The following is a 23,382-nucleotide window of genomic DNA, read 5'->3' as shown; positions in this document are numbered from 1 at the left end:
CAACGAAAGAAGAACCGATTATGGAATGGAAGGCGAAAGGCGGAAAGGGGAGCGGCGGATGAACGGGTTTTACCCTATCATGCTGAAGCTGCGAGGTGAACGAGTCGTCGTTGCGGGCGGTGGCCGCATAGCTGAGCGAAAAGTCGAAGCGCTGCTTGAAGCGGGCGCGGACGGAATCGTTGTGGTCAGCCCTTCACTCACGCCGAGGCTGGAGAAGCTGGCTTCTGAGGGCGTTATCGGCGTTATCTGTCGCGCGTACCAAGTCGGAGACGCGGAGAACGCGCGTCTTCTGTTTGTTGCCACAGACGACGAAGCCGCGAATGATGAGATTGCCGAGGATGGCAGACGCTGGGGCGCGCTAATCGGCTTGGCAGGAGACGGCGGCAGCGGCGATTTTGCAAGCGCCGCCGCCTTCCGCCGTGGCGATCTCGTGATTGCCGTATCCGCCTCGGGGGCAAGTCCGGCGCTTGCCGCACGTATCAAGCGTGAACTGGAACGATCATTTGGGCCGAAATACGAGGATAGTACAAGTAAGCTGAAGGAGCTTCGCGCGTTAGCTAAAGCGAATGTGCTGGACCGCAGCGAGAGGGAAGCTTTATTGCGGCTGGCGGCCGAGGAAGCACCGCATCATCCGGAAGAAGAAGACGCGTCGGCTTGGCTGAAGCGTCTTCGCAGCACGTTGATAACGGGAGGAAAATATAATGACAACAGCAAGTAACGGCCAGCGTACAATTGTCGTCGGCACGAGACAGAGCGCTTTGGCTTTGACACAGACCGGACAGGTTATAGATGATCTTCAACGCATTAGCGACAAGCACGGATTCGGTTATTCGTTCGAGGTGCGCAAAATTGTGACCAAGGGCGATCGAATTCTGGACGTCACCCTATCCAAGGTAGGCGGTAAAGGGTTGTTCGTTAAGGAGATCGAGCAGGCGCTGCTTTCGGGCGATATTGATCTTGCCGTGCACTGCTTGAAGGATATGCCGTATGCGCTTCAGGAAGGGCTGATGAACGGAGCGGTGCCGAAGCGAGTCGATCCGAGAGACTGTCTCGTATCGAGGGATGGAGCGTCGTTAGAGGATTTGCCTAAAGGAGCAAGAGTCGGAACGAGCAGCTTACGGCGGGCAAGCCAGCTTAAAAATGCCCGTCCCGATTTGCAGATCGAATCGATTCGGGGCAACATCGATTCGCGTATCCGCAAGCTGGAAACGGAAGGCTTGGATGCCGTGGTGCTGGCCGCCGCTGGTTTGACCCGAATGGGATGGCAGGATAAAATATCGGCCTTCATCCCGGTCGACGTCTCCATCCCCGCTGTCGGACAAGGGGCGCTTGGCATCGAGTGCCGGTCGGACGACCAAGCGGTACGCGAGCTGCTGGAGCTGTACAACGACGAAGAAGCGTTGCTTGCGGCCAGGGCTGAGCGAAGCTTTCTCGGTACGCTGAACGGAGGCTGTCAAATTCCAATCGGCGCGTATGCGACGGTGCTCATTCCGGAAGGCGGTTCGCTGAACGAAGCGGAGTTGGAGCTAACCGGCATTGTTGGTTCGCCGGATGGAGAAGTGCTGCTGAAGGAAATGATGAGAGGCCGCGATCCGGAGCAGCTGGGCAAGGATGTGGCGGAAGCTTTAAAGGCCAAAGGTGCGGATCGTATACTTGCTGAAATCGGGGCGGAAATCGAGGGATAGCGCATGAAGAAGGAGAAGGGCATCGTCTACTTGGTCGGAGCCGGACCGGGAGATCCGAGGCTTATAACGGTTCGTGGATTGCAATGCTTGAAGCGCAGTGACGTCGTCGTATACGATCGGCTGGCGAGCCCGAGACTGCTCCGTCATTTGCCGGAGGGAACGGAAAAGATATACGTCGGCAAATTGCCCGACCGCCATACGATGAAACAGGAAGCGATCAATCAATTGCTCGTCGATTTGGCGCTGCAAGGCAAGACGGTTACGAGGCTGAAGGGCGGAGATCCGACGATTTTCGGCCGCGTTGGGGAAGAAGCCGAGCTGCTTCGAGCGAATGGGATCGAATTCGAGATCGTTCCGGGTATTACATCCGCCATTGCGGTGCCGGCTTACGCGGGCATTCCGGTGACGCATCGGGATATGGCTTCCTCGCTGTCTATCGTGACCGGCCATGAAAGTCCGGACAAGCTGGATAAATCGATTTATTGGGATAAAGTGACGAATGCGACGGGTACCCTTATTTTTTTGATGGGCGTAGCTAAAGTTGGCTATATCGCCGAGCAACTGATCCGGCACGGCAAGCGGGCCGATACGCCGATTGCCTTGATTAGATGGGGAACGCGAGTCGAGCAGCGGACAATTACGGGCACGCTGGAATCGATTGAGCGGATCGTGAAGGAGGCGAACTTCCAGCCGCCGGCCGTTATCGTCGTAGGCGATGTCGTTTTGCAACGGGAGAAGCTGGCCTGGTACGAGAAAAAGCCGTTGTTTGGCGTAAGGGTGCTGGTAACGCGGGCCAGAGCGCAATCCAGTGAACTGGCCGACTTGATCGAGGAGCTTGGGGGCGAGCCTTGCGAGCTGCCGGTTATCGAGATTCGCGAGCCGCGGGACGAAGCAAAGATCGAGGCGATCCAGTCCGCGTTGACGCAAGCGGAGCAATTCGATTGGCTGCTTTTTACGAGCGTGAATGGGGTTGAGTATTTCTTCCGCTGGCTCCGCCGGTTCGGAGTGGATATTCGCAGCTTCCATCGGGCGCGAATTGCCGCCGTGGGGCCTAAGACGGCCGAAGAGCTGGAAATCCGGGGCTTGACCGTTCGCGAGCTGCCTGCTCAATATCAGGCCGAAGGGCTGCTGGAAAGTATTGCGGGCGAACTGCAGCCTGGTCAGAAGGTGCTGCTGCCGCGCGGCGATCTGGCTCGTGAAGTGCTGCCGAAAGAGCTGGCGGCGATGGGATTGCTACCGACGGAACTGGACGTTTACGAGACGGTGCTTGCTGATGTGCAGGACGAGTTGGCGTTCGAATGGATCCGTGAGGGCGTTATCCATGCCGTCACCTTTACAAGCTCGTCTACCGTAACCAATCTCATGACGATTCTTCGCCGCAACGGATTTGAAGATCCGGCCGCTGCGCTTTCGGGTGCCACAATTGCTTCGATCGGTCCGTTGACGTCGAAGACGGCGAGGGAGCATGGACTTAATGTAATGGTTGAACCGGAGAAGGCAACGGTCGAAGCGCTCGTAGAGGAGCTTGTACGCCATCAAGCGTCTATCCGTTCGAGAATTGAACAGTCATTATAAATAACGATTTTGCAAACGCGGCATGCGTCGCGGTGATATACAAAGCAAGATTGAGCAGATTTGAAAGAGCAGCTGCCGATGACGTCTCATAAGCGTCGCCGGCGCTGGACAGAAAGAGGGAGGACTCCATCATGGCATTTCCAATCGTAAGGCATCGCAGACTGCGTCAATCGGCAGCAATGCGCAACTTGGTGCGGGAGACCATTCTTACCGCAAATGACTTTATTTATCCGATTTTCGTACAATACGGCACCGGCATTAAAGAAGAGGTTTCATCGATGCCCGGCGTGTACCACTTCTCGCTTGACCTTCTCGAAGAGGAAATTCGGGAAGTTGTCGGGCTCGGCATCCCGTCGATTATGCTGTTCGGCGTGCCGGAAACGAAGGATGCGGAAGGCAGCTCCGCTTATGATCCGAACGGCATCGTGCAGGAAGCGATCCGTGCTGTGAAAGGTTGGGCGCCGGAGCTGGTCGTCATGGCCGATACTTGCCTGTGCCAATTTACCGACCATGGCCATTGCGGCGTCATTCATGTCGACGAGTCGGCTGGTACGGCCGTTATCGATAACGACGCGTCGCTTCCGCTGCTTGTCCGTACAGCCGTGTCGCAGGCGCAAGCCGGAGCGGACGTCATCGCGCCGTCCAATATGATGGACGGCTTCGTAGCGGCGATTCGCGACGGGTTGGACGAAGCCGGTTATACGCATGTGCCGATTCTCTCTTATTCGGTGAAATACGCTTCGGCCTATTATGGACCTTTCCGTGAAGCAGCCCATTCGGCTCCGCAATTCGGCGATCGCAAAACGTATCAGATGGACCCAGCCAATTCGCGCGAAGCGCTGCGGGAAGCCGAGTCCGATGTTATCGAAGGCGCGGATATGCTGATGGTGAAGCCGGCGCTTGCTTATTTGGATATTTTGCGCCAGCTTAAAGATCAATTTGATCTGCCGCTCGTCGCTTATAACGTAAGCGGAGAATATGCAATGGTGAAAGCGGCGGCTGGAAACGGCTGGATCGACGAGAAGGCGATCGTGCTGGAGACGCTGGTCGGCATGAAACGCGCGGGGGCAGACATGATTATTACCTATCATGCCAAGGATGCGGCCCGCTGGCTGAGAGGAGAATAACGGACAATGAGCGATCAACTCGGAAGAAAACAGGATAACCGCTCGAGAGAAGCTTTCGAACGGGCTAAAAAGGTGTTGCCCGGCGGCGTAAACAGTCCGGTCCGCGCCTTTAAGTCGGTCGGCTTGACGCCGGTTTATATGGAGCGCGGCGAAGGCAGCCGGATTTACGATATCGACGGGAACAGCTACATCGATTACGTCGGTTCGTGGGGTCCGCTAATTATGGGCCACGCCCACCCGGAAGTCGTCGAAGCCATTAAGAAGACAGCGGAAAAAGGGACGAGCTTCGGTGCGCCTACCGAACTGGAGACGCTCATGGCGGAACTGGTTTGCGAACGTGTGTCGTCTGTCGAAATCGTGCGTATGGTCAATTCCGGTACAGAAGCGACGATGAGCGCGCTTCGGCTTGCCCGGGGCTATACGGGACGAAGCAAAATTTTGAAATTCGAGGGCTCTTACCACGGGCATGCGGACAGCCTGCTCATTAAAGCCGGTTCCGGCGTCGCCACGCTGGGCCTGCCGGATAGTCCGGGCGTGCCGGAAAGCATCGCTTCGCAGACGATTACCGTTCCTTACAACGATATCGAATCGGTCAAGCTGGCATTCGAGAAGTTCGGCGAACAGATCGCATGCGTGATCGTCGAACCGGTTGCCGGCAATATGGGCGTTGTGCCGCCGCTGCCTGGTTTCTTGCAGGGCTTGCGCGACGTAACGACGAAATACGGCAGCCTGCTTATTTTCGACGAAGTGATGACCGGCTTCCGCGTCGGCTACGGTTGTGCGCAAGGACTGTTTGGTATTACGCCGGATTTGACCTGCTTCGGCAAGGTGATCGGCGGCGGCCTGCCGGTCGGCGCATACGGCGGCAAACGTGAAATTATGGAGCAGATCGCGCCAAGCGGTCCGATCTACCAAGCGGGAACGCTGTCCGGCAATCCGCTGGCGATGGCAGCCGGCTACACGACGCTGAAGCTGCTGACGACGGAAGTTTACGAGCGTCTGGAGCGTCAAGCGGTACGCCTGCAGCTTGGCTTTGAGGCAAATGCGCAGAAGCATGGCATTGCGACGACGATTAACCGCGTCGGTTCGATGGTTTGCCCGTTTTTCACCGAGCTTACGGTTATCAACTTCGAGTCGGCAAAAACGTCCGATCTTGAGCGGTTTAAAGCTTATTTCGCATCGATGCTGGGACTGGGCGTCAACATCGCTCCTTCGCAATTTGAAGGCATGTTCGTATCGGGCGTCCATTCGGACGAAGATATCGACGCAACGATCGAGGCGCATAACATAGCGTTCGGGCGTTTGTAATTGGAACGAATTTCGAAGATAGCGATAGAGCGCGACAGGTTGCGCGTTCTATCGCTTTTTTTCGCAATAGGAAAGGGGATCAACCATGTCTGATAGACCTTATCGCCGAGCAGGCGAATGGATGGAGCTGGATCGGGACGGCTTGTCCGCGCTGGCCGGCTTCCGCGAAGCTTTTCCGGAGGAGCAGTTGAATGCTCATCAAGTTCGGCAATGGCTGCTAACGCATACGAATCTTTCGGCCAAATGGATAAATCGACTGTTTTCGGTAGGCGGCATTCAAGCGGAAGGCGACATCGTTCAACTGTTAGCTTTTCCTGCCTTGGGTAAAAACGGCAGTCGGGCTGCTGCGAGCTATGGGGCTGCCGCTGCGCCTTCTTCCTCTGCCGCTGTTCCGGTACTGTTCGAGGACGACTTCTGCCTTGTATTGCTAAAACCCGCCGGAATGCCGGTTCACGAGTCCAGACCTGGACAGACGGGAACGCTCGACGAGGCGGCCTCCGCACATATGCGGCTTTCAGGCGATCCGCTTACAGTTAGACATATTCATCGGCTGGATGAGGATACATCAGGACCGGTGCTGTACGCGAAAAACGATCTTGCTCAATGGGTGTTGGACGAGGCGATGCGCGCCAAACGGATTGGGCGTCAATACATCGCGCTCGTCCACGGCCGCCTGCAGCGTTCAAGCGGCGTTATCGATGCGCCGATCGGCAAGGACAGGCATCATCCGGCGAGACGCCGGGCGGGAAGCGGCGATCCGGCCGTGACCCGCTATGAAACGATAGAATCGTTTGGCGACAGCACGCTTGTACGATTGACGCTGGAGACGGGGCGGACGCATCAAATCCGCGTCCATATGAGCTATCTCGGTCATCCGTTAATCGGAGACCGGCTGTATGGAGGAGATGACCGCATACTGCCGTATCAGGCGCTTCACGGCGAGTCTCTTCGGTTCGACCATCCCTGGTCGGGGGAGCCGATCGACGTCGCCGCGCCCGATCCCGACTGGCTGCAGCCTCTCGTTGACAAGCTGCGCCGACGCAGAAATTGATAGTCATGCTCCTCTTCCCCCCGCCATATAAATAATAGGGAATGTAATAGCAGCCTAAGCATTCATATTAGGGAGGGAGGACGAAGGCGTGTCAGAGCAAACGAAAGGATTGCGATTCGACGTGTACGAGCGCATTCATCTGCCGGATGAAGTCGCAGCGATTGAAGAGCTGGAGGAGATTGAGCTTGTTCCGCGCATTCAAGTCATCGAGCAGGATGACCATGCGGTTTTGAAGGGACAGCTGCTCTTGACCGGCGTCTATCGGGGACAGACTGACAACTCGTTATTACAGACGCTGGAGCATTGGATTCCAGTGGAAATTACACTTCCGCTCAACCGCATTTCTCGCTTGGACGATATTTCGGTGGAGATCGACAACTTTGACGTAGACTTGCTGTCTTCGCGCACGCTGAACATCACCGGCGTGCTTTCGCTGCAGGGCATATTGGTCGAGCCGCTGCCTGAAGCCGAAGAAGCTTGGCGTGAAGAGCCGATTACGGCCGTTCATGAAAGAGAAAACAATGGATATGGCGACGAGGCTGTGTTGGCCGCAGATTCTTTCCCATATGCGCAGCCTTTCGCGCCGCAGCCTTATTTCTTCGGCCAGGCCGGACAGATTGCCCGGGCGGATGAGAACAATGCGGATGAGGAAGAAGGCTTAGAAGCTTACGAAGCGGAAGAGTCGGCTGAAGAGGAAGAAGCGACGGTGACGATTTCGGCATCGCCGCGCGATTCCGGTTGGTCGGCTGCACAATGGTTCGAGCCACCCCCGGCTGAACAGCAGCCGTTCATTCAGCAAGATGCCCGTGAGTTCGCCTATTCATCGCCGATTTCCGCGGAGGAGGCTTGGCAGCCGCATTCGCAGGAACAGGAAGTGTCCGAGCCGGCCCCGGCTCCTTTTGCATTCGCCTCCCCCCCGGAGTTCTCCGGATGGCAAGAGCCGCAGAGCAGCCGTGAGGATGAAGTCGTTCAGCCGGCGGCCGAAGCAATTCCTGAAGTGATTCCCGCAGCGATTCCCGAGGCGGAGCCAGAAAAACCAGAGCTGCGGATTGGGCTCGGCGCTAAGCCGGCCGGACAGGATCCGGACCCTGCGCCCGGGGTCGGATTGCTGACGCTGCTGCAGACGAGCAAGCGGGAGCAGGCCGCGAGACATGCGGCGGAGCAGGAAGCCGCGCAGCAAGCAGTTGAGCAGACGAAATCGCGCAGCTCGGGCGACGAGATCGAATGGAAGTCGCTTTTCCTCGGTAAACAGGCGGATGAACAGGAATTCAGGAAGATTAGACTTTGCATTGTGCAGCGCGACGAGACGCTTGAATCGATTGCTGTCCGGTACAGCCTGAATCCGCGTGAAATATTGCTGTACAACGGATTAAACGAATCGGCAGTTGCGGAAGGTCAATTGCTCTATATTCCATAAAGGGTGTATGAAAATTGAATATAAGAGATGCTTTCTGCACGGATTTGGCGAAATGTACTCTAAAAATCGTTTATATTGTACAACTCAAAACTTGAAACCCGTCGTTTGAAGTAGGTTTCTCTATAATTTGGCCGGGCTTCTCTCTGCGGAGAGAAGCCCGGTTTTTATTAAACGGAAAGTTATTAAAGTTTAGAAGAAGGTTGAGAGCGTATGGGTGCGGGTAGGCTTTGGTTGACTTCCCTTGTTTTTTTCGGTAAAATGTTGTATATCTGTCTGAAAGACGACAACTATCGAAGATCAACCTTGAAGGGGAAGAGTAAGCAGTCAAGCCTTCAGAGAGCGGAGCCGTTGCGCTGAGAGGTTCCGCAGGAAGTTGCTGTTACATGTCGCCCCGGAGTTGCTTGAAGGAAGCGGGCTTTTCGTCCGTGAATTCGAGCCGGCAGCAGCCGTTATCTGTTTGAGTGCCGCGCAATTTTGCGCGGAACAAAGGTGGTACCGCGGAAGCTTAACCTTTCGTCCTTTGCTTAAGGACGGAAGGTTTTTTTGCGTTCGCAAACCGGTTACGAATTGTCCGAGTAAGGAAGTCCGTTCATTCGGTCGAGCCGGAGCGAACGCTTACGAAGCAAGTTTTGAGTGAAGGAAATTCAGAGAAGCTGATGCTTCTCAAAACTTTAATCAGACGCTTACGAAGCAAGTTTTGAGTGAAGGAAATTCAGAGAAGCTCAGCTTCTCAAAACTTAAGCGAACGCTTACGAAGCAAGTTTTGATGCGAAGAGAATCCAGAGAAGCTAAGCTTCTCAAAACTTTTTAGGAGGATAAAGCATGTCAGACAACCAAACGACCTCCGCAATGCCAACGACGTACGATCCGAAGGCAGCGGAACAAAAATGGTATGATTTCTGGAAAGAAGGACAGTTTTTCCAAGCGGGAAAACGTCCCGACGCTGAGCCATATACGATCGTCATCCCGCCGCCGAACGTGACGGGGATGCTTCATATCGGGCATGCGCTCGATTTTACATTGCAAGATATTTTGATCCGTACAAAACGGATGCAGGGCTACGACGCGCTTTGGCTGCCGGGCACGGACCACGCGGGCATCGCTACGCAAACGAAGGTTGAGCAAAAGCTCCGCGAGCAAGGGCTCTCCCGTTACGATCTCGGACGCGAAGCGTTTCTGGAGAAGGTGTGGGAGTGGAAAGAGCAGTATGCGAACACGATCCGCGACCAATGGGCTAAAATGGGCTTGTCCCTCGACTACTCCCGTGAGCGCTTCACGCTGGACGAAGGGCTGTCGAAGGCTGTCCGCGAAGTGTTTGTCAGCTTTTATGAAAAAGGCTTGATTTACCGCGGCAAAAAAATTATTAACTGGGACCCGGCGGCCCGTACGGCGCTGTCCGATATCGAGGTGGAATACAAGGAGCTGAACGGCCACTTGTACCACTTGCAATACCCATTGAAAGACGGCAGCGGATTTATTACGGTCGCTACGACGCGTCCGGAGACGATGCTGGGCGATTCGGCCGTGGCCGTTCATCCGGAAGACGACCGTTACAAGCATTTGATTGGACAAATGATCGTTCTGCCGATTGTCGGACGCGAGATTCCGATTATCGCTGACGAGTACGTGGATAAAGATTTCGGATCGGGCGCGGTTAAAATTACACCAGCTCATGATCCGAATGACTTTGAAGTTGGCCTGCGCCACGATTTGCAGCAAATTATTGTTATGGATGAATCCGGTACGATGAACGATGAGGCAGGCCCTTATGCGGGATTGGACCGCTTCGACTGCCGCAAGCAGTTGGTGAAGGACTTGCAGGAGCAGGGCGTTTGCATCCGTATCGAGGATCATGTGCATCAGGTCGGCCACAGCGAGCGCAGCGGCGCAGTCATTGAGCCGTACTTGTCGACGCAATGGTTCGTTGCGATGAAGCCGCTCGCTGATCGCGCGATCGATGTGCAAAAATCGGGTAAAGGCGTTCAGTTCGTACCGGACCGGTTCGACAAAACGTACTTGCAATGGATCGAGAACGTTCGCGACTGGTGTATTTCCCGTCAATTATGGTGGGGCCACCGCATTCCGGCTTGGTATTGCAATGCCTGCGGCGAAATGCATGTTGCGCGTGAAGATCTGACGGCTTGTCCGTCTTGCGCGAGCGCCGATTTGACGCAGGACGAGGACGTTCTTGACACGTGGTTCAGCTCTGGACTGTGGCCGTTCTCGACGCTCGGCTGGCCGGAGGATTCAGAAGACTACAAGCGCTACTATCCGACGAACGTGCTCGTAACTGGGTATGATATCATCTATTTCTGGGTGGCGCGGATGATTTTCACCGGTCTCGAATTTACGGAGCAAATTCCATTCAAAGACGTGCTGATGCATGGGCTTGTGCGAGACGCCGAAGGACGCAAAATGTCCAAATCGCTTGGCAATGGCGTCGATCCGCTTGAAGTGATCGAGAAGTATGGCGCCGATGCAATGCGCTATATGATCTCGACTGGCAGCACGCCGGGCCAAGATTTGCGCTTCCGCTTGGAGAAGGTAGAGCAGGCGCGCAACTTCGCCAATAAAATTTGGAATGCCTCGCGCTTTGCGCTTATGAATCTGGAAGGATTCAAGGCCGAGGATATCGATATTACAGTTCCGCTTGGTACGGCGGACCGCTGGATTCTTCACCGTCTGAACGAGACGGTTCGCGACGTGACCCGTATGATCGACGGCTACGAATTCGGCGAAACGGGCCGATTGCTGTATAATTTCATTTGGGACGACCTTTGCGACTGGTACATCGAATTCGCGAAGCTGAACCTGTACGGCAGCGACGAGAGCGCGAAACGGGCGACGCAGTCGGTGCTTGCTTACGTGCTTGACCGTACGCAGCGGTTGATTCATCCGTTTATGCCGTTCATCAGTGAAGAAATTTGGCAGCATTTGCCGCATGAGGGAGAGACGATCACGCTGGCCGCTTGGCCGGTATACGACGAGTCGCTTACCGCGCCGGAAGCTGTCAAAGAGATGGAATTGCTGATGGATATGATTCGCGCGGTGCGCAACGTACGTGCAGAAGTAAACGTGCCGATGAGCAAAAAAATCGAGCTGCTCGTGAAGCCGTCCGCTGCGGCAGAGGAAGCGATTTTGCGCCGCAACGAGGAATTCCTCGTTCGTTTCTGCGGCACGTCGAAGCTGGCGATCGAGTCGAACTTGAGCGCTCCGGACAAAGCAATGACGGCGATCGTTACAGGAGCGGATCTGTACTTGCCGCTCGCGGGCTTGATCGATATCGCACAAGAAATCGAACGGCTTGAGAAGGAAGTAGCTACGCTGAACAGCGAGGTTGAGCGCGTCGAGAAGAAGCTCGGCAACGAGGGCTTCGTTGCGAAGGCGCCGGCGAAAGTCATTGAGGAAGAGCGTGCGAAAATGGCCGATTACGCCGGAAAGCGCGATAAAGTGCTGGCTAGAATCGCCGAATTGCGCGGTTAACGAACCGAATGGAAGAAGGATTGACAACGATGGAAGAGATTGTAGTGACGGAACGAAGCGGTGGGCTCCGTTCCTACGGCGAGGCGGTCGATTGGATAAACGGGCTCATTCCGTTCGGCATTCGGCCGGGCCTCGACCGGATTGAAACGCTGCTCGATAAATTGGGCAATCCGCATCGCCGGTTGAAGTTTATTCATGTGGCGGGAACAAACGGCAAAGGCTCGACCTGCGCTTTCCTGACCAGCGTTCTAATTAAGAGCGGGTATGACGTAGGCACGTTTACGTCGCCTTACATTACGAAGTTTACGAATCGTTTCCAATATAACGGCACCGATATTGAAGAAGAGACGCTCCTGAAGCTGTCGAACGCGCTTAAGCCGATCGTCGAAGAGATTGCGGAGACTGAGCTGGGCTCGCCGACGATGTTTGAGGTTGCTACGGCATTGGCGATCATGTTCTACGCAACGGAAACTTATCCGGATTATGTCGTATGGGAAACCGGCCTGGGCGGCCGGTTGGACGTAACCAACATCGTTACGCCGGTCATTTCGGTCATTACGAATGTCGGCCACGATCATATGGACCGGCTCGGCGACACGCTTGAAGCGATCGCTTTCGAGAAGGCAGGCATTATCAAGTCGGGCGTTCCTGTCGTCAGCGCCGTCACACAGCCGGAAGTTGTACGGGTTGTGAGAGAAACGGCTGCTGCTAAAAAAAGCACGTTATATTTGCTCGGCGAGCAATTCGACATCGAGCCGCTTTCAAACGCCGAGAACGAGCAATCGTTCCGTTTCCGGGGATTGTTCCGGGGCATTGAATCGCTCTCGATTACGTTAAACGGCACGCATCAATTGACGAACGCGGCTGTCGCCGTTATGACGCTCGAAGTGCTGCGCCAATACTACGCGCTGATCGTCGATGACGAGGCTCTCGAGGAAGGCTTGCGAGCAGCCGCTTGGCCTGGAAGAATGGAAATGGTTGTGGATTCGCCGCGCATTCTGCTGGATGGAGCGCATAATCCGGAAGGCGTGCAATCGTTAGTTGAAACGTTGAAATCGACTTACCGGTACGACCGCTTGCGTCTAGTTGTCGGTATGCTGGAGAATAAGAATCACGAAGACGTTATTAAGCATATACTACCAATAGTGGATACGCTTATCGTGACCGAGCCCGACTTCCGCACGAAAATGGAGGCCGGCCCTCTTGCCGACCTTATCCGAGGCATTCAGTCCGATAAGCCTTCCTTTGAGCTTATCGTCGAGCCGGATTGGCGGAAAGCCGTTACGCATTTGCAGCAAATAACCGGGGAAACAGACCTTGGGGTTGTGACTGGATCGCTTTATTTAATAGCTGACGTTCGCTCCCGCTTATTGTACAACTCGGATTCTGAAAAAGGTTGGTGAACCGTCTTTGAATACGGCAGAACACATTCATTTCATCGGAATCGGCGGCTACGGGATGAGCGCTATCGCCCGCGTCATGCTCGAAATGGGCTATACGGTGACCGGTTCCGATGTCGCCCGTCAGGAACTGACGGAGAAATTAGCGGCAAAAGGAGCCCAAATCTTTATCGGTCATGAACCGGAGCATGTAACGGGAGCGGACTTGGTGGTCTATTCTACGGCGTTGTCCAGAGACAACGTGGAACGGCGCGCCGCGGAAGAACTGAACATTCCGGTGCTTCACCGCGCCCAAATGCTGGCTAGGCTGATGAACGCAGGCAAGGGAGTAGCCGTAGCCGGTGCGCATGGAAAGACGACGACGTCCTCCATGATTGCGCTTGTGATGGAAACTTGCAAGGCGGACCCGACTTATATTATCGGCGGAGAGATCGTCAACGTCGGTACGAACGCGAAAGCGGGCAAAGGCGAATACGTCGTCGCCGAGGCAGACGAAAGCGATGGCTCTTTCCTTCAGTATCATCCGGCGCTGGCGATCGTCACCAACATCGAACCGGATCATCTGGAAAACTACGACGGTGATTTCGAAAAGCTGAAATCGGCATACGTTCAATTTCTGTCGCAGGTTAAAGCGGACGGTAAAGCGATCGTATGCGGGGACGACGAAACGGTCAACGAAATCGTTCCGCGCCTGTCGCAAGAGGCGGCTGGGCGGCTGGTGACGTACGGCATCGATTCGGATGCCCACTACCGGGCGGAAAACATCGAGCTTGGCGACCGCAAGGTGTCGTTCGTTATGTCGCACCAAGGCTTGCCGCTCGGAAAAGTACAATTGTCCGTTCCGGGCCGTCACAACGTTTACAACGCGATGGCGACCATTATTACCTGTCTGGAAGCGGGTCTGCAATTTGAAGATATTGTAGTCGCCATTCACGAGTTCCGTGGAGCGAAGCGCCGGTTCCAGGTGCTAGGAGAAGTCGACGATATTCTTGTCATTGACGATTACGCGCATCATCCGACTGAGATTGAAGTCACGATCAGCGCTGCCAAAGCAACTGGAAAACGAATCGTAGCGGTATTCCAGCCGCAGCGCTACACGCGCACCTTTTTCCTGCTGGAGCAATTCAGCCGCGCATTCTCCGATGCCGACGAAGTCATTATTACCGACATCTATTCGCCGGCCGGCGAGCAGCAGATCGAAGGCGTCAATTCAAGCAAGCTCGTTGAAATGATTAAGAAGAACAGCAACGCCAATACGTCTTATATTCCGACGAAGGAAGAAGTGCTCGTTTATTTATCCGGCAAGGTCGCTCCAGGTGATCTGGTCATTACAATGGGTGCGGGCGATATTTGGAAGGTTGCCGATTCGCTTGCTAAAACATTGAAACAAGAGCGGGCATAAAAAATACAGAAGCGCCCCGGCAGGTCAACCTGCCGGGGCGCTTTTTTGCGACGATAGAGCCGTCTTCTTCTATATCCCAAATCATAATTCTCTCATTTCGTTCATAGAGTAGAGAGAGAAGAACGGGACAAGGAGTGAGAATGATGGAATCGAACAACCGTATTACTTACCGATTCGACCGCAACGGCCAAGCAACGTCCGAACAGGCGGGACGCGAGAAACATGAGGCCGTTTATAATGAGATGGAAGTGAAGGGCGCAGCTGACAAGGGAGCATCCGGCGAAACGAAGCGGAGCGAAGGGAAGAAGCCGTCTGCCGCCGATCGTTCGCCGTCCGATAAAAGAGGAAATGTTGTACCTATATATTCCGATTCTTATTCGACAAGCGCATTCAGTCCGTGGAACAGCCCTTTCCAAGAGGATGTCGCCGCGCTGGAGAAGCTAATACGAGAGGCCGAAGAGCCGGAACCGTCCGTAGTTCAGCCGGGTTCCAAGGAGGCCTCGGATAAGCGTCAACAGAAACCGGCGCAGCTCGACCAACCTGGCAAGACCCGTCCGCAACTGCAGTCGCAGCCGCAGCCAACGCACGCCGCGCCGAATCGCAGACGGTCGAACGCTGACCTTGAGAGAGACTGGATGGAAGAAGAACATAACGACGTTGTTCGTCCAATACGCACGGGCCAAGAGGAATATGGACCGATCGTGGAGGAGGAGGCCGGCAATTCCTTTTATCGAGCAGTCAAGCAGAGGTCTGCTTCTCCTTCTTGGATAAAGGTATTCGCATCGGTAGCCGCTGCGCTGGCGACCGGCGCGTTGTTTGGTTATTTGCTGCTCTCTCTCTTTACAGGATCTCCCATATGGCCGGGAGCCGAAGGGAACGGCGCCGTCAAACCGGTAGACGCGCCGGTTGTACAGCCGGGCGGAACAGGAAAAGAGGAGAGCGCCGGGACAGACAAAGCCGGAGGAGAAGGCGGGAAGAAAGCGGTCAATGCCGGTACCGTGAGCGGAGAGCAAAGCAAAACGGCCCATTTGTCGCTTCCGGGGCAAAGCTATCATTTGCTTCAGTACGGCGTATTCAAATCGGAGGAAGGGCTTAATGCGGCTATCGCCGAGCTCGAAGGGAAAGGCATCGCCGCGGCCGGCTATTATACGGGAACGGATTACCGCGCTTATGCCGCTATGGCTGTAGACCGTACCGGCGCTGCCGCACTAGCCGATCGGTTAACGGGCGTGGAGATCTATATGAAGCAGGTAAACGTACAAGTGCCGCAGCGTTTCTCCTTCGATGGCAAAGCGGCCGATCCGGAAGCCTTTTTCACTTCAACAGCGGAGCTTGTCTCCATGCTGGACAATCTAGTGCTGACACAGTTGGAGCAGCCGACGCTGTCGCCGCTCGGCAAGGCGGCTTCGGACGGTTGGAAGGACGAGTATGCCCGTTGGACCGATTCGGTAAAAGCGATGCAGGAAGGCGTACGCGACGAGGCGGGAAAAGCGTTTCTCATAAAATTAATTCAAGCCGTCCAATCAGCGGCGGAATCGATGACAGATTACGATAAAAAGCCGTCGGAATCGCATTTGTGGACTGTTCAAAGCGCGCTCATGAAGACCGTTTTGACGCAAAAAGAATGGTTTGAGCGGAACAGCGCATTGTAAACAAAAACATTCCTAAGTATAATAGGAAGCAGGTGTCAATAAATGGCGAGAGGCGTTGAACAATGAAGAAAAACGGCTGGATATTATTGCTTTTTCTCGTGCTGGGATTATTAGCTGGGGCGCTTGTTTCGCGCTGGCTGGAGTCTGTTCCGGGAATATCCTTTTTGACCAAAAAGATCCAAACAACTTGGTCTCCCGCCGTCGATCTTTACGCCTTTAGCTTTGATTTGACGATTACCCTTCAGATCAGCTTGCTTAGCATTATCGGCGTCGTTGTCGCCCTGTGGCTGTACCGCAAAATGTAAGCCTCGTATTGTATGACCAATTGCGGCGAGGGATAGAAGGAGCGTAAGCATACGTTGAACAACGAAAGCAGCAACTCAACTAGCACACAAACGATTAGCCGGCTTGTGCTGGCATCGTCTTCACCGCGCCGGAAGGAACTGGTCGCATCGATGGGCCTTTCCTTGCCGGTTTATATTTTGTCATCGGACGCGGACGAATCAACTCGGGCAGATTGGACGCCCGATCAGATTGTTCTCGAGCTAAGCTTACGGAAAGCCCGGGCAACGGCCGCTATGCTCAAGGAGCACGGCGATGAACAGCCTTCAATCATTGTGGGCGCCGACACGATCGTCGTTATTGACGGAGACGTGCTGGGCAAGCCCCGTGATCGGGAAGAGGCGTTCTTGATGCTTCAGCGGCTGCAAGGCCGCTCGCATGAAGTTTACACGGGAGTCGCTTGCGTGAACAGCACAAGCGGACAAGCCGAGTCTTCCTGCCGTATGACGCGGGTTTCTATGAAACCGCTGAGCGATGAAAGAATCTCGAAATATGTCGCCACAGGCGAATCGGACGATAAAGCCGGCGCTTATGGCATTCAAGGCTTTGGCGCCGCGATCGTAGACCGTATCGAAGGCTGCTATTTCAACGTCGTCGGCCTGCCGGTGTCATTGCTGGCGGACATGTTGGATCGCAGCGGCATTGGCGTATTCGAGAAACAGGTTTAATCATGACCGGACTCGGGCATGAAGAGAAAAGCATGTTGGAGTCATAGCAAACGGCTGTACATGAATCCGCTTGCTTTGTTATGTACTCACAAATGGAAATGAAATGTATGCAATGACTATGAAAACAACCAATTAACCAATGAAAACAACTTATGAAAAAATGGACCCATTAGACGGAATAGCGCGTATGCGCTTTAACTGAAACGAGGAAATGGGAAGGGCAGGGATGGACATGGAAACGCAAAGCAACGCCTTGCGGAATGTCCCCCATGACGAACGACCAAGAGAGCGCATGATGCGATATGGGGCCGAGGCGCTAAGTCATACGGAATTGTTAGCGATCCTGCTTCGTACGGGTACGAAGCGGGAATCAGCCGTTTACCTAGCTGGAAAAATATTGAAGGAATGTGGCAGCCTGCGTAATCTGGTTGATATGAGTATGGATGAGCTGACGCAAATTCGCGGCATTGGTCCGGCTAAAGCGACACAGCTGCGCGCCGGCATTGAGCTGGGCCGCCGAATTTCCAGAAGCAAGCAAGATGAGCAAGTGACGGTACGAAAACCGAAAGATGCTGCGGATTATGTAATGGAAGATCTCCGTTACTTGAAAAAAGAGCATTTCGTCTGCTTGTTTTTGAATACCAAAAATCGCATTATTGCCCGGGAAACATTGTCGGTCGGTACGCTCAACGCCTCTCTCGTTCATCCTCGGGAAGTGTTTCGCGCGGCGATCAAATGCAGCAGCGCTTCTCTTATTTGCGTGCATAATCACCCCAGCGGAGACCCTACGCCGAGCCCGGAAGACGTCGTAATGACGAAAAGGCTGAAGGAAGCGGGGGAGCTGGTCGGCATTGAATTGCTCGATCATCTCGTAATCGGAGATGGAAGGTTTATCAGTTTGAAGGAACAAGGTTTTTTGTAATATAATAAGAGGGATTGTCGCAATTAGAAGGGAGCATTAACATGTTTGGTGGTAAGGACTTAGGAATCGACTTGGGAACGGCGAATACGCTTGTATTTGTAAAAGGTAAAGGGATTGTCGTAAGAGAACCTTCGGTGGTTGCTCTGCGTACGGATACGAAAACAATCGAAGCGGTAGGCGAGCAGGCGAAAAAAATGATCGGCAGAACGCCGGGCAATATTCGAGCTGTTCGTCCGATGAAAGACGGCGTAATCGCCGATTTCGAGACGACTGCTACGATGATTAAATATTTTATTCGCTCCGCGCAAAAACAAAAATCATTGTTCCCGCAGCATCCAAACGTGATGATTTGCGTACCGTCGGGCATTACGGCGGTTGAGAAACGCGCTGTTGAGGATGCGGCCAAGCAAGCGGGCGCGCGCGAGGCGGTAACGATTGAAGAGCCGTTCGCGGCTGCGATCGGCGCGGATCTTCCAGTATGGGAACCGACTGGCAGCATGGTTGTCGATATCGGCGGCGGCACGACTGAGGTTGCGGTTATTTCGTTGGGCGGTATCGTTACGAGCCGTTCGATTCGCGTTGCCGGCGACGAAATGGATGAATCGATCATCCAATACATTAAACGTTTCTATAATTTGATGATCGGGGAAAGAACATCCGAGCAGCTTAAAATGGAGATCGGCTCCGCGCTTCCGCTCGAGCAATCGGAATCCATCGAGATTCGCGGTCGCGATCTGGTGACGGGACTGCCGAAGACGCTTCCGATTACGTCTGACGAAATTACCGAGGCGCTGACGGATACCGTCAACTCGATCGTCGACGCGGTCAAAATCACGCTTGAAAAATGTCCGCCTGAGCTTTCCGCCGACATCATGGACCGGGGCATTGTGCTGACTGGCGGCGGAGCTTTGCTGCGCAATTTGGACAAGCTGCTGGCGCGTGAAACGGGCATGCCGGTTATCGTAGCGGACAATCCGCTTGATTGCGTGGCTATCGGAACGGGCCGCTCGCTGGACAACATCCATTTGTTCAGAACAAAAGGCTCTTCTCGCTCGAAACGCTAATCGCTACTTCGTAGCAAACGACGAATCGGAAATGAAACGGGCAGGTGATCGAACTGTTTAAGCTGTTTAGAAATAAGCGGATGTTTATGCTTATGATCGGCTTTATCCTGTTCATTGCGGTTATCGGTTTCTCGCTGAGCGACCGTAAAGAACTGACATGGCCGGAAAAATTTCTAGGCGATTCGGTCGGATACGTGCAGCAATGGTTCTACAAGCCCGCTGGGATGATAGCGGGCTTCTTTGAGGATATTCGCAACTTGCGCACCATTCACGAGGAAAATGAGCAATTGCGTCTGACAGCAGCGGCGTACGCGCGGGACAAAATCAATTATAATTTTATCCAGCAGGAGAACGAGCGGCTTCAAAAGGAATTGTCATTTACCGAACGCCAAAAGGAATTATACAACTATACTTATAGAATCGCTCAGGTCATAGCCGTTGACAACGATGCATACAATCGTACGATGGTGATCAACCTCGGCTCGAAGAACGGAATTAAGCCTAATATGGCTGTTACCACGATCGATGGACTCGTAGGATTCGTTAGCGAGGTACGGCCGTTTACGAGTACAGTTATGCCGATTACATCGCTTGACGAATCTTCTCCGAACTCCAACTCGATTGCAGCTACCGTTATGGGCCGAGAAAATGAATCTTTCGGCATCGTGAGCAGCTACAATCAGGAAACGGATCGGCTTATTATGACGCGAATTGACGAGAAGGACAAAATGACGGTGGATGACACAGTCATTACGTCAGGTCTCGGTAACGTTTATCCGCGCGGGCTCGTAATTGGAACGGTCGAAAACAAGCAAGTCGGCGATTTTGGTTTGACTTATACCGCCTCTGTCAAACTTGCTGCGAAATTCGATCATCTTACCGAAGTGTTCGTGGTTGAAGTCCAGAACATGGAGGACGGCGAATAATGAGCAGTCTCGGGTTGAACCGGTTGATCGGCATTATGTTTCTTATCTTTATTATCGAAGGTGCAATTATGCCTTGGCTGGTGCCCGCCCAATTCAGCGGGCGTCTCATCTCGCATTTCGTATTCGTTTTTGTCATGTATGCCGCGTTGTACAGAGGGCGGCATCAAGCGCTGCTGCTAGGCATCGGCTTCGGCTTGCTGCAGGATGTCGTTTTTTACGGTCATTTGATCGGTCTGCACGGCTTCGCGATGGGTCTGCTCGGCTATTTTGCCGGCTTGTTGCTGGAGAAGCGCCGCAGCACGCTGCTAACCGCGCTTTCCGTTATCGGGTTGGGCTGTATTTTGTACGACTCAATGATTTATTTCACATACTCCGTATTCCGCATTACGAACGAATCGTACGCTTGGGCGCTGCTTGATCATATTTTGCCGAGCCTGTTCCTTCAACTCGCTTTCGCTCTAGCGGTATATGTACCGGCAAGGAAATGGTTCGAAAGCCGTTCGATGCCTTTAGATCAAGAAGAGGAATAAAATATGGCCGGTAAGCAGGAATTCGTTGCACAGGGCAAGAAGTGATAACGTTGGGGAGGGACTGACGTGGCCGAGAAGCAGCATATTATGATAAAAGGCGTTAAGGAAGGTCTCGTGTTCCTTCTCGACGATAATTGCGAGTTTGCCGTGTTAATGGACGAGCTGCAGTACAAGCTGGAGAAAACGCATCAGCAATTGCTTACAGGCCCGCTTGTGCACGTGCATGTGAAGCTGGGCTCCAGACAGCTGGGCGATGAAGATAAAGAACGAATCCGCTCAATCATTCGCTTGCAAGGCAATTTGATGGTTCAATCGATGGAATCGGACTCTTTGATAAAAGAACCGGTTGAGCAGGTAATAACAGGGCCGCATGTCATGACCGGCATCATCCGTTCGGGGCAGCTTGTTGAGCATGATGGGGATCTGCTCCTGATCGGCGACTTGAATCCTGGCGGTACGATTTTGTGCACCGGCGATATTTACATCATGGGCGCTTTGCGCGGCGTTGCTCACGCCGGCGTCTCCGGGAGAACCGATGTAGTGATTGCGGCATCGTTGATGAAGCCGACGCAGCTACGAATAGCCGAAGTCATCAGCAGGCCGCCCGAGGAGTGGATGACGGGAGACGCGTCGATGGAATTCGCTTTTTTGAAGGAAGGCAGCATGCAACTGGACAAAATTACGCAGCTTTATCGTTTGCGCAATAATCCGATCATGTGAAAAGGGGTGCAAAAGCATGGGAGAGTCGATCGTAGTAACATCCGGAAAGGGCGGCGTCGGCAAGACGACGACATCGGCCAATTTGGGAACAGCGCTTGCGCTGCTCGGCAAGAAGGTTTGTATGGTAGATACGGATATCGGTCTGCGCAACTTGGATGTGGTGATGGGGCTGGAAAACCGCATTATTTTTGACTTGATCGACGTCGCCGAAGGCCGCTGCCGATTGAACCAAGCGCTGGTTAAGGATAAGCGCTTCGAAGAACTGTACATGCTTCCGGCTGCGCAGACGAAGGACAAAAACGACATTTCTCCGGATCAGGTAAAAAAAATCGTGTTGGAGCTCAAAGAGAGCTTCGACTACGTTATTATCGATTGCCCGGCCGGGATCGAGCAGGGTTTTCGCAACGCGATTGCCGGCGCAGATCGGGCGATCGTCGTCACGACGCCGGAAAATGCGGCGGTACGCGACGCCGACCGCGTCATCGGATTGCTCGATAAAGAAAAAATCGCGGCGAAGATCATTATTAACCGCATCCGCAACAATATGGTGAAAAGCGGCGAGATGCTGGATGTCGACGAAATTTGCCAGGTTTTGGCCGTTGATTTGATCGGTATAGTCCCGGATGATGAGAAAGTCATCAAAGCGGCCAATGCGGGCGAGCCGACGGTTATGGACCCGTCCTCAAGAGCGGCCATTGCGTATCGCAACATTGCAAGGCGCATTTTGGGTGATATGGTTCCTTTGATGCTGCTAGACGAGAAGGCCGGCGCCTTCAAGCGGTTCCGCAAGTTTCTTGGAATAGGATGAATGCTTAGTGCTTAATAAACTGAAGAAAGTGGACTGGGGCATCATCGTTATTTTGGTTTGCTTGATGGCCATCAGTTTCGTTCTTGTCCGTAGCGCCACATATGGCAATCCGATGTACCCCAATTTCGATATTAAAACGCTCATTTATTATGCGCTCGGTTTTTTTGTCGTTTTTGTCATTACAATCTTTGATTACCGGATATTTCTGAAAAGCTGGCATGCGCTGTACGGAATAGGCGTTGCGCTGCTTATACTCGTCTATTTCTTTGGCAGCACCATCAACGGCGCTCGCGGCTGGTTCAAGATCGGCGAATTGAGCGTCCAGCCGGCGGAGATTATGAAAATTATCCTGATCATCGGTATCGCCTATCTGATGGGCAGAAGACAAGGGGAACGGCTCAATTTCGGACAGGACTTGCTACCGATCGCCGCCTTTTCCTTCTTGCCGTTCGCACTCGTTATGATGCAGCCGGATTTGGGTAATGCGATTATTTATTTGGTCATCGTGCTCGGCATGCTTTGGATCGGGAACGTCAAATATTCTCACGTACTGGTTGGATTAACTGTGTTTATCGGCAGCATTGTGCTGTTTGTTTCGCTGTTTAATATGTTCAACCAGGAAATATTCGATTACTTGAATGGTCACGAGAAGAAGCACTGGTATGAACGGATCAATACTTACATTAATCCGGAACAAGCGTCTTCTGACGCCAAGCACCAATCGGAAAATGCGAAAATCGCCATCGGGTCCGGCGGCTTGAGCGGAGACGGTTACATGCAGGGCGATATGTTGAAAGGAAAGTTTATTCCGTATCCGTACTCCGATTCGATTTTTGTCGTTATCGGCGAGGAATTCGGCTTTCAAGGAGCGGCTGTGCTGCTGCTCTTATACTTCCTGCTCATATACCGAATGATACTGATCGCCTTTAGGTGTTACGACTTGCGGGCCTCTTTCATCGTCATCGGGGTAGCCTCCATGTTCGTGTTTCAAATTTTCCAGAATATTGGGATGATGATCGGGCTGATGCCAATTACCGGCATTACGCTGCCGTTTATCAGCTATGGCGGCACCTCTTTGCTGCTCAATATGGTATCGATCGGCGTCGTCTTCAGCATAAAAGCTCATCAAGAAAAATACGAGCTGGCTGCCGATTAGTTTTTATGCCAAGCCGCTCTCTCAGCGACAATGAGAGAGCGGCTTTTTGTTTATCCTCCAGCTTCCTCCCGCATACTTGTCTCTCTTTTCTCATATGGATGAATAGAGGTACATGCTCTCTTGAGGGAGATCGGGGAGGGAATAGG

Annotated in this window: 20 protein-coding genes and 1 other annotated feature; all 20 genes read left to right on the top strand. The window is 53.5% G+C overall.

The genetic code is table 11. From position 1 onward, the window contains the following. Positions 1-58 precede the first annotated feature (58 nt). The 20 genes from ACFVTB_RS06035 to ACFVTB_RS05940 all read left to right on the top strand — a co-directional run bounded on the left by ACFVTB_RS06035 (position 59) and on the right by ACFVTB_RS05940 (position 23,236). Positions 59-718, top strand: a complete 660-nt coding sequence (locus ACFVTB_RS06035) for a precorrin-2 dehydrogenase/sirohydrochlorin ferrochelatase family protein (protein WP_387746382.1) — start codon at positions 59-61, stop codon at positions 716-718. Beyond that, a complete protein-coding gene (hemC, locus tag ACFVTB_RS06030) occupies positions 702-1,685 on the top strand; it encodes a hydroxymethylbilane synthase (protein ID WP_387746380.1) in 984 nt (327 codons plus the stop codon). Before ACFVTB_RS06035 ends, hemC begins: the two co-directional genes overlap by 17 nt. Positions 1,686-1,688: 3 nt before the next feature. Beyond that, positions 1,689-3,260, top strand: a complete 1,572-nt coding sequence (cobA, locus tag ACFVTB_RS06025; protein WP_387746378.1) for a uroporphyrinogen-III C-methyltransferase — start codon at positions 1,689-1,691, stop codon at positions 3,258-3,260. Between the two features lie 131 nt (positions 3,261-3,391). Further along, positions 3,392-4,387 (top strand): porphobilinogen synthase, encoded by a 996-nt coding sequence (hemB, locus tag ACFVTB_RS06020; protein WP_387746376.1) that lies wholly within the window; start codon positions 3,392-3,394, stop codon positions 4,385-4,387. A gap of 6 nt (positions 4,388-4,393) precedes the next feature. Next, positions 4,394-5,695, top strand: a complete 1,302-nt coding sequence (gene hemL, locus ACFVTB_RS06015; protein ID WP_387746374.1) for a glutamate-1-semialdehyde 2,1-aminomutase — start codon at positions 4,394-4,396, stop codon at positions 5,693-5,695. Between the two features lie 85 nt (positions 5,696-5,780). Next, a complete protein-coding gene (locus ACFVTB_RS06010) occupies positions 5,781-6,746 on the top strand; it encodes an RluA family pseudouridine synthase (protein ID WP_387746372.1) in 966 nt (321 codons plus the stop codon). A gap of 88 nt (positions 6,747-6,834) precedes the next feature. Continuing rightward, positions 6,835-8,163 carry a LysM peptidoglycan-binding domain-containing protein gene (locus ACFVTB_RS06005; protein ID WP_387746370.1) on the top strand — a complete coding sequence of 443 codons (1,329 nt, stop codon included), beginning with the start codon at positions 6,835-6,837 and terminating at the stop codon, positions 8,161-8,163. Positions 8,164-8,457: 294 nt separating this feature from the next. Then, positions 8,458-8,687 (top strand) — a binding site (T-box leader). A 298-nt stretch (positions 8,688-8,985) separates the two neighbouring features. Beyond that, positions 8,986-11,646 carry a valine--tRNA ligase gene (locus ACFVTB_RS06000; RefSeq protein ID WP_387746368.1) on the top strand — a complete coding sequence of 887 codons (2,661 nt, stop codon included), beginning with the start codon at positions 8,986-8,988 and terminating at the stop codon, positions 11,644-11,646. A 29-nt stretch (positions 11,647-11,675) separates the two neighbouring features. Then, complete coding sequence (locus tag ACFVTB_RS05995) at positions 11,676-13,049, top strand: bifunctional folylpolyglutamate synthase/dihydrofolate synthase (protein WP_387746366.1); 1,374 nt, start codon at positions 11,676-11,678, stop codon at positions 13,047-13,049. 7 nt (positions 13,050-13,056) lie between these two features. Further along, the gene (murC, locus tag ACFVTB_RS05990; protein WP_387746364.1) at positions 13,057-14,448 is read left to right on the top strand and encodes a UDP-N-acetylmuramate--L-alanine ligase; all 1,392 of its coding nucleotides are present in this window, start codon (positions 13,057-13,059) and stop codon (positions 14,446-14,448) included. A gap of 140 nt (positions 14,449-14,588) precedes the next feature. Continuing rightward, complete coding sequence (locus tag ACFVTB_RS05985) at positions 14,589-16,100, top strand: SPOR domain-containing protein (protein ID WP_387746362.1); 1,512 nt, start codon at positions 14,589-14,591, stop codon at positions 16,098-16,100. Positions 16,101-16,162: 62 nt separating this feature from the next. Continuing rightward, positions 16,163-16,405 carry a DUF4321 domain-containing protein gene (locus tag ACFVTB_RS05980; protein ID WP_387746360.1) on the top strand — a complete coding sequence of 81 codons (243 nt, stop codon included), beginning with the start codon at positions 16,163-16,165 and terminating at the stop codon, positions 16,403-16,405. A gap of 54 nt (positions 16,406-16,459) precedes the next feature. Then, the gene (locus tag ACFVTB_RS05975) at positions 16,460-17,110 is read left to right on the top strand and encodes a Maf family protein (protein ID WP_387746358.1); all 651 of its coding nucleotides are present in this window, start codon (positions 16,460-16,462) and stop codon (positions 17,108-17,110) included. Positions 17,111-17,342: 232 nt separating this feature from the next. Continuing rightward, on the top strand, positions 17,343-18,032 hold the full coding sequence (gene radC / locus ACFVTB_RS05970; RefSeq protein WP_387747018.1) for a RadC family protein: 690 nt from the start codon (positions 17,343-17,345) through the stop codon (positions 18,030-18,032). Between the two features lie 41 nt (positions 18,033-18,073). Beyond that, the gene (locus ACFVTB_RS05965; protein ID WP_387746356.1) at positions 18,074-19,096 is read left to right on the top strand and encodes a rod shape-determining protein; all 1,023 of its coding nucleotides are present in this window, start codon (positions 18,074-18,076) and stop codon (positions 19,094-19,096) included. A gap of 44 nt (positions 19,097-19,140) precedes the next feature. Further along, positions 19,141-20,022, top strand: coding sequence for a rod shape-determining protein MreC (gene mreC, locus ACFVTB_RS05960; protein ID WP_387746354.1), 882 nt, complete (start codon positions 19,141-19,143; stop codon positions 20,020-20,022). Beyond that, positions 20,022-20,552, top strand: coding sequence for a rod shape-determining protein MreD (gene mreD / locus ACFVTB_RS05955; protein WP_387746352.1), 531 nt, complete (start codon positions 20,022-20,024; stop codon positions 20,550-20,552). The genes mreC and mreD overlap by 1 nt, the downstream gene beginning before the upstream one ends. An 87-nt stretch (positions 20,553-20,639) precedes the next feature. Continuing rightward, positions 20,640-21,272: a septum site-determining protein MinC gene (locus ACFVTB_RS05950; protein WP_387747015.1), complete on the top strand. Its 633-nt coding sequence runs from the start codon at positions 20,640-20,642 to the stop codon at positions 21,270-21,272. A 16-nt stretch (positions 21,273-21,288) separates the two neighbouring features. Continuing rightward, positions 21,289-22,080: a septum site-determining protein MinD gene (minD, locus tag ACFVTB_RS05945; RefSeq protein WP_387746351.1), complete on the top strand. Its 792-nt coding sequence runs from the start codon at positions 21,289-21,291 to the stop codon at positions 22,078-22,080. Between the two features lie 7 nt (positions 22,081-22,087). Further along, the gene (locus tag ACFVTB_RS05940; protein WP_387746350.1) at positions 22,088-23,236 is read left to right on the top strand and encodes an FtsW/RodA/SpoVE family cell cycle protein; all 1,149 of its coding nucleotides are present in this window, start codon (positions 22,088-22,090) and stop codon (positions 23,234-23,236) included. The last annotated feature ends 146 nt before the right edge of the window (positions 23,237-23,382 follow it).

The organism is Paenibacillus sp. NPDC058071 (assembly GCF_042885235.1).
Classification (GTDB): domain Bacteria; phylum Bacillota; class Bacilli; order Paenibacillales; family Paenibacillaceae; genus Pristimantibacillus.
Note: the sequence above shows the minus strand (reverse complement) of the source record. Positions and strands in the feature narration are given on the sequence as shown.